Source organism: Maribacter ulvicola (assembly GCF_900155985.1).
In the GTDB taxonomy this organism is placed as follows: Bacteria; Bacteroidota; Bacteroidia; order Flavobacteriales; family Flavobacteriaceae; genus Maribacter; species Maribacter ulvicola.
The window spans coordinates 230,409-242,808 of sequence record NZ_FTMA01000004.1; the positions used below are offsets into that span (position 1 = coordinate 230,409).

9 protein-coding genes are annotated in these 12,400 nt (G+C 32.1%); 3 read left to right on the plus strand and 6 right to left on the minus strand.

Annotated elements, in window-relative coordinates:
- From BW936_RS13110 to BW936_RS13130, 5 genes are all read right to left on the minus strand, one after another.
- Window positions 1–1,320, minus strand: a complete 1,320-nt coding sequence (locus BW936_RS13110) for a restriction endonuclease subunit S (protein ID WP_076548854.1) — start codon at window positions 1,318–1,320, stop codon at window positions 1–3.
- A complete protein-coding gene (locus BW936_RS13115; RefSeq protein WP_076548855.1) occupies window positions 1,313–3,436 on the minus strand; it encodes a type I restriction-modification system subunit M in 2,124 nt (707 codons plus the stop codon). Before BW936_RS13115 ends, BW936_RS13110 begins: the two co-directional genes overlap by 8 nt.
- A gap of 3 nt (window positions 3,437–3,439) precedes the next feature.
- Window positions 3,440–4,606 (minus strand): S1 domain-containing protein, encoded by a 1,167-nt coding sequence (locus BW936_RS13120; RefSeq protein WP_076548856.1) that lies wholly within the window; start codon window positions 4,604–4,606, stop codon window positions 3,440–3,442.
- Window positions 4,607–4,609: 3 nt separating this feature from the next.
- Complete coding sequence (locus tag BW936_RS13125) at window positions 4,610–7,174, minus strand: N-6 DNA methylase (protein WP_076548857.1); 2,565 nt, start codon at window positions 7,172–7,174, stop codon at window positions 4,610–4,612.
- 66 nt (window positions 7,175–7,240) lie between these two features.
- Complete coding sequence (locus BW936_RS13130) at window positions 7,241–8,242, minus strand: helix-turn-helix transcriptional regulator (RefSeq protein WP_076548858.1); 1,002 nt, start codon at window positions 8,240–8,242, stop codon at window positions 7,241–7,243.
- 305 nt (window positions 8,243–8,547) lie between these two features.
- Between BW936_RS13130 and BW936_RS13135 the strand changes: the two genes are divergently transcribed.
- Window positions 8,548–10,314, plus strand: coding sequence for a hypothetical protein (locus tag BW936_RS13135; RefSeq protein ID WP_076548859.1), 1,767 nt, complete (start codon window positions 8,548–8,550; stop codon window positions 10,312–10,314).
- A gap of 192 nt (window positions 10,315–10,506) precedes the next feature.
- Here BW936_RS13135 and BW936_RS13140 read toward each other — a convergent pair whose 3' ends face one another.
- Window positions 10,507–10,830 carry a helix-turn-helix domain-containing protein gene (locus tag BW936_RS13140; RefSeq protein WP_076548860.1) on the minus strand — a complete coding sequence of 108 codons (324 nt, stop codon included), beginning with the start codon at window positions 10,828–10,830 and terminating at the stop codon, window positions 10,507–10,509.
- A gap of 167 nt (window positions 10,831–10,997) precedes the next feature.
- Here BW936_RS13140 and BW936_RS13145 point away from each other — a divergent pair, with 167 nt between their 5' ends.
- Window positions 10,998–11,780 (plus strand): hypothetical protein, encoded by a 783-nt coding sequence (locus tag BW936_RS13145; protein ID WP_076548861.1) that lies wholly within the window; start codon window positions 10,998–11,000, stop codon window positions 11,778–11,780.
- Window positions 11,777–12,253 (plus strand): hypothetical protein, encoded by a 477-nt coding sequence (locus BW936_RS13150; protein ID WP_076548862.1) that lies wholly within the window; start codon window positions 11,777–11,779, stop codon window positions 12,251–12,253. The genes BW936_RS13145 and BW936_RS13150 overlap by 4 nt, the downstream gene beginning before the upstream one ends.
- Window positions 12,254–12,400 lie beyond the last annotated feature (147 nt).

Consider the following 12,400-nt stretch of genomic DNA (forward strand, 5'->3'; position numbering starts at 1 on the left):
TTACAATATTTTATGAGGCTCCGCAGCCATATTCATTTCTTCTACTTCCAAACCCTCTACAGACAACTTACCACTTATTAATCGTGGTAATAATAAATCTCTGGTTTCTTGAAGGATTTGATTTTTCTTTAAAAGAAGAATTATTTCATCAAAAAATGATTTAGTTATATCTGAAAACTTTTCTAGTAATTCATCTGGTGGAGTGATAAATTTTAATTCTGAAGTATCAACTGGACTTAAGTTTTGTTGTGCAGCTCCGTTAGAGTAATTTTCTAATGTCTTTCTTAAGAAATCACTTCTAAAGAATAAATACACATACTCAAACAAGTCTTCAGTTTTAGGTTTCAATTTTGCAACACGCTGATTTAATAAATAATTATCTCCGTAAACCAAACAAATTCTACCAATGTTCCCAGTAAGTGAAAGCAAAATATCTTTGTCCTTTAAAAAAATATCATCCTTTATATTTTTAGGTAACTCTTTAATATAATCTGTAGTTTTAGTCACAAAAAAACCGTTCTGAACATTTTTAATCGTCACTAAGCCATAATCTCCATCTTCTTCAAAAGATTCAGTTTTAAAAGCATAACCTGAAATAATATCTACAATATCTTTAATTGGTTTCTTCTCCCACCCCTCAGGAATAGCACCTTTCGTACCGTGAGCAACTTTCTTACCTTCTTTATCTAAAAAGGTAGCGTCTTTATAGCCAGGAAAACGAAAACGTACAAACCACTCTTTGTAGATTTCTTCAGCCATTTCTTCTAGTAGCTTGATGCGTTGGTTGTTGTTTTCTATTAAATCATCATAAGCAGAAAGGATAGAGGCTATTTTTTTTTGGGTTGGTAATTCAGGTACAGGTATTTTAATGTTTTTTAAAATATCTTGATTCAAATTATTAATATTTGCTCCGTTACCAAATTGAGAAAGTAAAGCTCTAAATAATGGACTTTTAAAAACATATAAATAAAAAAACGAGTCAATTTTTATATCTTCTTTAAATCGCAACCTTATACAAAAAGCGGAATAAGTCACTTTTACATCATTTGGTAAGTTCTTTATATAAATAGACCTCCCAATAAGATTTTTATTACCATTTGAACGTACAAATACTATATCACCTTTTTTTAAAAATGATTCTTCGTGCCATTTTGAGGCAGCATCAAGCTCTCCTAAAAGTGAGTAGTCAGGATACATTCTATCTTTAAAATCAGAAACATTGATAACTTTTATTCCTTCTCCAAAAGAAGAGTTGTCAAAATTTACTCCATTTCTAAATTCTGCAATATTACCTAATGGAATTGTTTTCCAATTAACCATTGATTATATGATTTAAAGAATTAGCAATACTTGTAAACCTTTCTTCTTGAGACTTAGATAAGCTTTCCAAAAGTCTTTTATTATTGGTCAACTTCTTAATGAATTCTTCTTTTGTAATATTATCATCTTCAATCTCAACTCCAACATAACGACCTGCATTTAAAGAATAATCTTGTTCTTCAACATATTCGGTTCTATCAGCCATTTTACATAAACCAACAATGTCTTCATATTTTGCATCAGGAAAACGTGATTGTAACCAATTAATGTTAGTCACCCAATACGCAGCTTTCTCCGTAGCTTCTATATATAATTGTAATGCTTCTTCTAGGTTTTTATCGGCTTTTACTAAATCGTAATTACTCCAAACCTTATCTGTTTTAAGTTTCAGGTTTTTATCGGCTATTTTATACAGTTCTAAAAGTGCATTAACATCTTGTTTTAAGGCATCAGTATCTAATTTATGCTGCGTAACATGCCATTGTAAATGTGCTGCTACTTCCAATTGCGCTTCGTTATCCAATGGCGTGTTCTCTATTGGGTGTGCTAAGTTGTTTAAAACAGTTTCGTTTGTTATAGGTTTTGTTATTTTGAAACCCTGTACTAGATTTAAGAAATCAGTTTCTTTTAGCGCTTTTATTTTTGCTGGTGTGCGTTTGCTGTCTTTTGTTTCTTCAATGTGCTTTTTCAAACTATTTACCACCTTCTCAAGTTGTAAGACTAACGTTTCTTTTGCTGGTGCTATTTTATTTTCAGCTTGGTCTGCTGCTTTTATATAAGTTTCAATTAACTGTAAATAGCGGTTAGTTTCACCACGATATAAACGGACAATAGCAGCTAAATTTTGTTGATTTTCTGGTGTCCATTCTCTATGTGCTCTGTCTATTTGGTTATATACATTACGCGCATCTAAAAACAATATTTTGTCTTTGCGCTCTGTATGCACTTTTTGCTTATCAAAAAACCATAAAGTAGCAGGTAAAGTCACCGTTAAAAACATATTGGTTGGCATACTTACCATACAATCTACAATACCAGAATCTACGATGTTTTTACGAATGTCGTATTCAGAATGTCTAGCATCACTTGCAGAGTTAGGCATAACAAAACCTGCACGTCCGTTTTTATTTAAAGAGGTAGCAAAGAGTGAAATCCATAAATAATTGGCATCGGATATTTTATCGCTTTTCCCTTTACTTTTAGGTAAGCCAAACTCATAAAAACGTTTATCATTTTTTACAGTACTCTCTTTTACAGACTTCACATTAAATGGAGGGTTAGCCATGACAAAGTCGAACTTTTCATAGCCGTCATAAGGGTCGCTATCGTAAGAGTTAGCTTCAGTAATTTCGCCACGTAAATTGTGAACTAATAAGTTCATTTTCGCCAAACGCACGGTTTCGCCCATATATTCTTGTCCGTAAACGTAAATATCGTTTAGGTCGTGACCTTCGTGTGCTATGAAATCGGCAGATTGTACAAACATCCCACCAGAACCACAAGCGGGATCGTAAATTTTACCTTTGTAAGGTTCTATAACTTCAACAATAAAACGTACTACAGACGTTGGTGTAAAGAACTCGCCTCCTTTTTGTCCTTCGCTCATGGCAAACTTGCCTAAGAAGTATTCATATATCTTACCAAATATATCGCCAGAAGCATTTTTAGGAATGTCTGAGAATGATTTTAGTAGTTCCGGTAGAATATCATCCTTCTTCTTTTCGATATCAAAATAAGCCTCTGTAGGCAATACATCTTGAAATTTAGCATCTTGGTAATTTTCAATGCCTTTCATAGCATCTCGCAAAGCTTCTGCTCTTTTGTTTCCTTTTAGATTTAAAAGATAATCATACCTAGCATCATCTGGCAAGTAGAAACCACACTTGGCTAATGCAATTTCTTGCATAGTACGTTCCATTCTAGTGCCTTTATCCTTTTGATATTCTTTTAGAATTTCAGGTTCGTGCTGGCTGTATTTATTCTCGGCAAACTTTAAGAAGATTAACCCTAATACTGGTACAGCATAATCAGATGCTTTTAATCCGCCATGTGCACGCATTGCATTTGCAGAGTCCCAGAGTTTGTTTTCTAAATCTTTTAATTGATCGTTGGTCATATGCTATTCTATGAGTTTTTTAACTCGTTTTCTTAGTTCTTGTGTTCTATTGTCTGTGTATTCTTCTATTTCTGCAGTAATTATAGCTGTTTCTTTTAAACTATGATTGGTTACTAAATGAGGTGGAATGAACACATTTTCGGTTCCATCTTCTGGTTCTAGAAAAGCAAATCCCTTAAAAGCATGAAAATTAATTACTTCTCCTTTTTTGATATTACTTATTGTTTCCTCTTTCGTATAATTAATTTTAAACCAATTCTCTTTTTTTGGATTACTATCAACATGTAATTTAAACCAAACTATAACATCTAACAATTGGTATAGTATACTTTGAAAAAGATAAGGGGTATTTAATGATTTAGTATGTAAATCTATTTTAGACCTATGAGATCCATCTTGTGTGGCGGATAAAATATTCCATAACATAGTAGAGATTTGTACAGGTATATGCGTTTCTTCATTATGTTGATATCCTCTTTCGGTAAATAATTCTCCCTTATGATTTTTGCCAGATAAAAACTTACTGGTTTCATTTATTGCAATTGAAGGTGTTATAAATTCATTTGGTAATAATTGAAACTTGTTAAATGCAATAAAAATATCTTCAACTATTTTTCTTATTGTATTGAATTGATTTTCAGTATTAAAATGACTTATGTTTAAAAACAAGCTCAATAAGTCTATGCTTGCATTTTCTCCAATATACTTTTCAGTACATACTTCAAAAACCCGTTGATATTTATGTCGAATTTGAGTATCGGGTTGTTTACTTGCTTCTTCCTTAATTGCTAAAAATAATGCTGCATTATCCTTACTCTTCATAAAGATGGTTTCATCTGCCAACATTTCTCTTGCGCTAGCATGCTCATCCTGGTCTATATACCCTGAAAAAATAAAATAGGGTATTTTTTTTCTGTCAGATAAACTATTAATTCTTTTTATAGAATTAAATAACCCAGTTAATGCTGCATTTTCATCTTCTGATTCATTAAATACCATTGCATCTAAAATAACTGCATCATAGTGTTCAATTTTGTCAACCAACTCTTCCATGCCTTTCTTGGACGTTTTGTAATAATTTACATCTAATCCTTCTAGATAGGCAGAATCTAGAAAACCATCTTGCTTTTCGGCATCATCATCAATCCATAGTACTTGATATCTATTCATAACTTAAAGCGTTTCCAGATTAAATTTAAAATTATAACCAACAGGGAAATCTGCTGTGGGTTCATCGAATACGGACATTATGGCTCCAAAGTGTTTTGCAATTTCTGATACTTTCCAAAGCCCTATACCTGTACCTGCTGTGATACCCGCTTTTTCTCCTTTAACATCAAATTTCTGGGCAATTCCTTTAGGAAATGGCTTTCCGTTATTCTCGAAGTTAATTTCTAAAAAATCATCAATGAAGGCAATGGTGATTCTTAAAATGTATTTCTTATTATCATCAACGAAACCATGATTAATAGAGTTCTCTAAAATATTATTATAAATTTCTTCGAAATCATTTTTAGAAATACTTATGAGTGGTTCTCTGCCCTCAAAAGAGGTTTTTTCAATAATAACCTCTACTGTAAATGATTCATTCTGAATACCACGTTCTTTACATTCTTTAATAAATTTTGCAGGGTTTATTATTTCAGCCACGTCATACTTTAACTCATTGGTAATATTATCTACATAATAAATTACCTTACTTAAACTTTCTTGCAAACGGTGAAAACGTTTTTCTACCGTAACCCCCCTTCTAGGGTCTATAATCTCATCAGACTTTAAAATGCCATTGTTAAGCTTCATCATTTTAGTTAAAACATCTGCGGATGCTTTTACATTATTTAGATGTTGCATGATGTTATGTTTTTTAGAGCCCAAATCTTTCATTTGAGCTAGCTTAAGTTTCGCTATCTCTTTTTCAAAACCTAAATCTTTTGCTGCCGATTGAAAACGTACTTCACGTTCTTTTTCAATAATTTCTTTTTGTTCTTTAAGAGATGGTGGAATTGAAATAAGAATTTTCAAAAGATCTTTGCGACTAATAGTTCGCATTACAGAACCCATACTATATCTTTCTAATTCGGCCTTAATATAGTCCTTGTGTAGTTCAGCAACTAAATAGTCCATATCCACTCTGTTTTCATCTACTTTAAAAGAATATATAGCATTTACGGAATAGGCAACTTTCTCAGTATTTGAAGAATAGAATGTTGGCTTAAGGTTCGTGCTTAATTTAGAAAGTAAAAGCACATCATTCTGTAATATACTATAATTAGGACTTTTACCTACTTCAGATAGGTTATCAGTTTTAAGTATATATGAATCAGGATTAGAGGACAGATCTTTTATACTAACCTTCTTAATATTATCCTTTAACTTGGATTTTGTTGGGGAAACATATGTTAATATTTCACCAAGTGAAACAATATTTCCTGGTTCGTGATCTAGTTTTACTGTAGATAGATAATCAAGATTTAAGTATCGTTGAGGTGTTAGAATATAGTCGTTTTCAGCGATTCTCTTTATATCGACAGAATTGGAAAACCCTATACTACTTATTTGAGTTTCACCTACTTTCCATTTCGTATAGTGGGTAACGATTTTTTGAATACTATCTTCATTTAATTCACGCTGTCCTTTATTAATCATTTTACCTAGATCAGAGGCATCAATTAATATTACCTTTTTATTGAGAGGTTTTTTTTTACTAAAAATCCAAATACTTGAGGGGATACTGGTATTTGCCAAAAGCCGAGAAGGAAGAGTAATGATTGCCTCTACTAAATCAGCTTCAATTAAATTCTTTCTTATTTCGCCATCTTTGCCCCCTCTAAATAATGTACCCACATTGAGTAGTAAGGTCGCTTTACCCTCATTGTTTAAGTGGGATAAAGCATGTTGAATCCATGCAAAATCTGCATTTGATTTTGGTGGTAGACCAAATTCAAATCTTGGGTCAGAGGAATTTAATTCGTTTCCCCTTAGTCGTACATTAAATGGAGGATGCATTATAACAAAATCAGCTTTTAAATTAGGGAAGCTGTCATTAATTAAAGTGTTGGCTGAATCTCCAAATTGAAATATATTTTTTTCGTTAAAGGCAAAACGCAGTTTAGCAATAGCTAATGTTGATGAGTTATACTCTTGTCCATAAAACTGAAACTGATTTTCGGAATAGTTTTCTTCTATACTAGAGAAATAACCTCCTATGCCGCAAGTAGAATCTAATACAGTTCCTCCTTTAGGTTCTAACAATTTTGTCATTAGTTTAGAAACAGAATGCGGTGTTGTAAAATCGCCTCCCTTTTTGCCTTCGTAATTTGCGAAATTAGCGAGCAACTTTTCAAGAATATCTGAAAAGCTTAATTCAATCTTTTGAAAATCAATTTTTGAAAAAGTAATAAATAAATGATAGAGAAATTCCAGTTGCTGTAAGTGATTTCGATTAGAATTAAAATTAAAGTTACATACAGTGTTACGGATTTGGGAGTTGGCATTTTCTAATAAAAAAAAAGCCTTATTTAATTCATCTTGTAAATAGGGGGAGCCTACCGTTGAATATAAATAGGCCCATCTTGCATTCTCTGGTATCTCTATGACATTATATTCTTTAGGTTTATAGTTGTCATTTGCATACTTTAAAAATAGCAGAGAAATGAACATTTCTTTCATGCCTTCAATATCTCTATATCCTTTAACGCTATTTAAAATATCTTTAAGCCTATTATCCAATTCACTCATATACTAAAACTTCAATTATTCAATTAATTATACAAATATCAATAGAGTGTGTGCAGTCTTTCTGCATTAATTATAAAAGGATATGTTTTTAAGTAATCGTTGTTTAATCGATTCTTGGAAATGATTGGGGGAGATAACTATCATTTCTTCCCCAAAAGAAAGAATAAGTTTTTCCAATTCAAAGTTGGGAACTACTTCAATTGAAATATAAACATAATGATTGTCTGAAAGCTTTTTCTTTTGCGAACCGTGCAAGGGTTTAGTTTCTATATAAGGCCATAATTTTTTTGTAATTTTTAATTCAATAATTTCTGGGTTACCATCATTTAAGGTAACGCCTACAACATCTTCAAAATACTCTTCAAAATCAATCTCAGTTTCTACATAAGACATATCAACTTCATGAATTTCGTTAATTCTATCTAATGGATAATTAGTTAGTGTCTTATAATCTGGGTTACGACCAAAAAGGAACCATCGAGAATTAAACTGTTTAAGGTGGTATGGAAAAATAATAGAGCTAAACTCATCTTTACCAAAAGGTTGATAGGTGATTTCTAAGCTTTTTTTATGATTTATGGCATTAAAAATGGGGTCTAAAAATTCTAAGCCTTTAAGAAATGGGTTGTTTTCAAAAGACATGATATGATTTTCTTTATCTTTTAAAAGAAAGGTCTGGTCTAGTTTTGGAAGTAATTCGTTTACCCACTCAAATTGAGGCATACCCTTAAACCGTGTCAAAACCATCATTGCAGACTTTAACTGTTCAGCCTCTAATTCATTAATAGGGTTCTTAGTGATAGAGAAAGAGGTGTCTATATACTTATAAAAAGTTCTTCTACCTTCTTTGGTCTTTTCTAATTCTATTGAATATCCTTGGTTAGACTCCATGAATCTAATATCTTCATAAAGCTGCCTTTTTTTTATACCGGTAGCATCGGTATTATATTCGAAAAGAGCATCATTACAAATTTCCAATAATGCATTAATATCATAACGACGACCAGGGTTGGCAAAGCACTTGTCAAGTGCTTGGTATCTAATAAGGGCATTTTTATTTATAGGCACATTAGCTATTTTAAACTAAATTAAAAATTATGTGCAGAATACCCGCACATATAAGTTTATGTTTTAAAAATAAATTTTTAGAGTGATATCATTTTATGAATCAAATGCTTTAGGATAACGAGTTTATGCAATTTAGATGGTTTTAATTGATTCACTTTACGGTTTTCCGTAAGTGCTCTTTAATATTATTTGTCAGGGAGAACTCAAATGAATTTATTGGTTTTTTAAATTGAGAGATTATTTGTGCAGATTGGGTGCACGTATTACCCATAGTTTTACAGTGTTAATCTTTTAAACCTGTACATATGACTGCTTATCAAAATCACTGGGATGCTGAAATTGAAATTTTATTAAATCAACTGGATGCACCAAATTCTTTAACTGAAAACATCGCTGATACTATTCATAATTCTAAGCGGACGGGGATATTTCCTAATCAAATAATTAATGCATTACGTATTGGGTTATCCCTAAAGGAAGGAAATCAAAATATGGCTTTTGTAGCTTCTATGCAAAGTGGTAAGTCCGGGACTGTTTACTTCTTGTGTAATTATGTTTTGCCGGCTATTGGATTGGTTAATAAATATGAGTCTATTTTATTTGTAACAAGTATGCGTGATACGGATTTGTATGATCAGAACTGTAGAGTTTTGCACAAGGAATATTATGATGCCTCAACAGGAGAGATTAACCCGTCGAATATTAAGGTGATGAAAATGAGTGATTTCTTCAATCATCCAAATCCTCATAAGGTAGTTAATGAGTTTGACGTACAGTTGATCGTTAGAGATGAAGATCAGTATGGTTGTGGAGAAGAATCTAGTTTTCAAATGGCGTTTTTTAGCGAATTAAGAAGAAGAATGCCAGATATAAAACTTTTGGCTGTTAGTGCTACTCCGTATGATATTTTGGATGCGCAATATACAGGTACTGCAGATGTTGATGTTATCGTTGGTGTTAGACCACCGGAATATTATGGCATTTCAGAAATGTTGGAAGATGGTTTAATTGAAGATTTGCCAGAATCTTTTAAACCGCTACAGTCTCAAGAATTAGATGGTGACAAGGTGTATAATGCACATCCAAAGGTATTGTCTTTAATGAACCATCTTTGTGGGTTTGATAGTGGATTGGGCATCATTAGAGAGTCGAGTACGACCAGAGCATTGGAGCTTAGAAATCTTTTGAAAAAAGATTTTAAAAGGCAATGTGAGGTAATTGCCATTGGATCAAATTCTTCATGTGATTTTGGCATAAATGAAGGCATTAAAGAAATATCCAGCTTAATAATGAAGCGTGGAAAACGAGTTGTTTTAATAATTGTTCAGGCATTAACTGCCGGTAAAGATTTAGGTCTCCTAAAAGAAAAGATTCGTTTTGGTATAGAGCCGAGAGATCGTCAATTGGCAAATGGAGCCCAAGGAATTACCGGTCGTTTTTGTGGGTATCACAAAAACCGTGATTTCAAATTACTTGCCAGTTTACCATTGTTAAGGCATTATGCACAGTTTGAACAAGATTGGGAAATATTTGCAGATGAGGTATGGAGAAATGAGTTGTATAATAACAACGTGAAAGGGTTGAGTACCCATACCAAATTTGTTAAAACACTGTCTGAAGGAATGTTTACTCCAATTGTAAGTATTGAAGAATTGTCCTATTCTCAATTAATAGCAGATGGAGGAAGAGAGAAGCTTAGTTTTATTGACGATGATGCTTACGATAGACTTCTCGCTTATTTTGAGACTACCTTCTATGAGGTTTCTACAAAAGGTACTCGCTTTAAGCAAAAAGGAATAACCGTTCGTATAGCGTCAAGCTATAACCAGAGTAGTAATAGAGTTTATAGAAACTGGGATTGTAATTTAAATAATGATTTCGGTAGTGTGTTCTTTAAAAAGAATCCGTACGAGTATGGTATTTTAATTAGTAATTATCCAGAAAGTGATGAGCGTAATGCATCTGGATTTACCGGCATAAAAATCTTGCGTTCCGGCATAGGAGAATGGAGAAGTCAAGAGACTAACGTTCAGAATAATTCCATGTATGGTGGAGATAGTGATGCAGCTTGATAGTTACTCCAAGAAAATTTTGAATTAGGTTTAATTATTTTTTTCAAAATTCCTTTTATGTGATTTTTTAATGAGTCTGGTCCTCGCCCAGACAATGGAAAAAGCTTGGAGGCAATAATAGAGTATTTGGCTAATAAGATAGTAACTGTGTATACTGGTAATTCAATTTTATTTACTGAAGAATGATGAAACTTAAAGAGGTTTTTTTAATAAATACTCATCTGCTTTTTCTTCAAGCTCTTCTCTTGTTAACTGCCTACTATACTCTAACCATTCATCTACCACCCTTTTTTGAAAATATAATCGCTTTCCTTTTTTAATGAATGGTATGGACCGTTTGTGTACTAAACCATAGATTGTATAAACAGACAAGTTTAGATATTCACCAAGTTCTTTAGCAGTCATTGGTTTATTGTCATTATACTTAGATTCATTTATATTTTGTGAGATTAGTTTATCCAATAATTGCTCAATTCGTTCCAGGCGCTGATTTATTATTTCGAAAGGGTTTTCCATAGTTTAATAGATTTTGAGTTTTATAAATCAATAAAATTTTCAATATGAAATATAACTTAAACTTATATTTCGGGATGTCATAATGGTTTTTGTTATATTCTGATTATCAGTAAATTATATTTTGTTTTAAGAAAAATAATTTTAAGTTTACGACAGATTAACTAGAAATGGATTACAAGAGATTAAATTACAATAAGCCTATTGATCCCACTCCTTTTGTAAAAATGCTCACTAAAGAACAGAGAGCCTCATTTGATAACGGGAAAATTCAATTACAGCCAAAGCAGCTTAAGGCTTGGATAGCTGAGCTTTATGCTTACGGATTGGTTGATACTAAAAAACCGGGGGTTGATGATTACCCTTTGTACATTTCCATAGCATCTAATAAAAATAAATTATTGAAATATGTCAAACAATTTTCTCATCATTTATTAAATAATCTTGATGATGATAGAACTGAAGATTTAGCGTCTTTAGCTAAACTTAAATATAACATTCTAAGACCCTTTTCAAATCATGGACTTTTGAATTTTGTTGATGAACAGCTTTTAGATGTAACATTTTCTTATCGAAAATGGGAATTCGGTCAGTTCATTCTACAAGAATTAGAAAGAAATGAAATTGATAAAAGTGTATTAGATTTTGTTGATGAGGGGTTTAAAAGTTCCGAATTAAATTTTCAAGATCAATTATTTAAAATAATGGACCATTTTAATCGAAGCCTCAGATTGTCTGAATCAGAAAAGGTTTTGTCGACTATGATCGTAAAGAGTAAGGTTGGTCCAGAAAGGATGACAATGGCTGATTTTTTATTGATGGGGGATATTTTTCAATCATATTTAATTGCGTATTCCAAACGAATTAAAATTATTAATAGTGAGATGCAATATTTGAAAAATAGGAAATTGTTCATTAAGGATAATGGAAAAAGAAGGGGACCTAGATTATGAATAATTTTATTGAGAAATTAAAAGAAATGCAAAAAATGCAAGATGATACTTTTCATTTAGATGGGGAATATTATTCAAAAAAGGATATACAAAAAGCTATAAAAATAAATCGGTTTTTTGGAGGACATAGCAACGGAAAAATACCTTTATCTCAAAAGCGTGCTTACATGGTTATCATACACGAACTTTATTTTGATTGTGATAAATATCCGGATGATATAGAGAGTCAAAGAATTTATGCAAGAGCATCTCAGCGGTTTAAATTCTCTCATCGTGAAAAGAAAACGGTTATTGATGTAGAGCGTTACCATCCTAAAGATCCGTGTCTATATTTTGAAGATAACGGTTTTTCAAAGAGGCATTACCGTGATTCTGTAAAATTTCTTTTGGACGATCCCAGAAATATTTTTGAAGTTACCAGTGCCATTCCTTCCCTTGAAGCTATTTATGAGGACGTTGTTCTTTGCTCTTAAAATTTACCGTACACATTTCTGTGTACGGTAACCACCATTTCCGTTTTTAGTAAGTCATAAGTTTGTTTCAAGTAAAACAGAGGTCACGTAGCAAGCCATGTTTTTGGAAGCAAAAACTGCTCACTGTGTTCGCAGGCTTGTTGGGTA

Excerpts from the sequence above, each read along its gene's own strand:
- BW936_RS13115 (WP_076548855.1), bottom strand. The coding sequence starts at position 3,436 with ATGACCAACGATCAATTAAAAGATTTAGAAAACAAACTCTGGGACTCT.
- BW936_RS13120 (WP_076548856.1), bottom strand. The coding sequence starts at position 4,606 with ATGAATAGATATCAAGTACTATGGATTGATGATGATGCCGAAAAGCAA.
- BW936_RS13125 (WP_076548857.1), bottom strand. The coding sequence starts at position 7,174 with ATGAGTGAATTGGATAATAGGCTTAAAGATATTTTAAATAGCGTTAAA.
- BW936_RS13110 (WP_076548854.1), bottom strand. The coding sequence starts at position 1,320 with ATGGTTAATTGGAAAACAATTCCATTAGGTAATATTGCAGAATTTAGA.
- BW936_RS13135 (WP_076548859.1), top strand. The coding sequence starts at position 8,548 with ATGACTGCTTATCAAAATCACTGGGATGCTGAAATTGAAATTTTATTA.
- BW936_RS13150 (WP_076548862.1), top strand. The coding sequence starts at position 11,777 with ATGAATAATTTTATTGAGAAATTAAAAGAAATGCAAAAAATGCAAGAT.
- BW936_RS13140 (WP_076548860.1), bottom strand. The coding sequence starts at position 10,830 with ATGGAAAACCCTTTCGAAATAATAAATCAGCGCCTGGAACGAATTGAG.
- BW936_RS13145 (WP_076548861.1), top strand. The coding sequence starts at position 10,998 with ATGGATTACAAGAGATTAAATTACAATAAGCCTATTGATCCCACTCCT.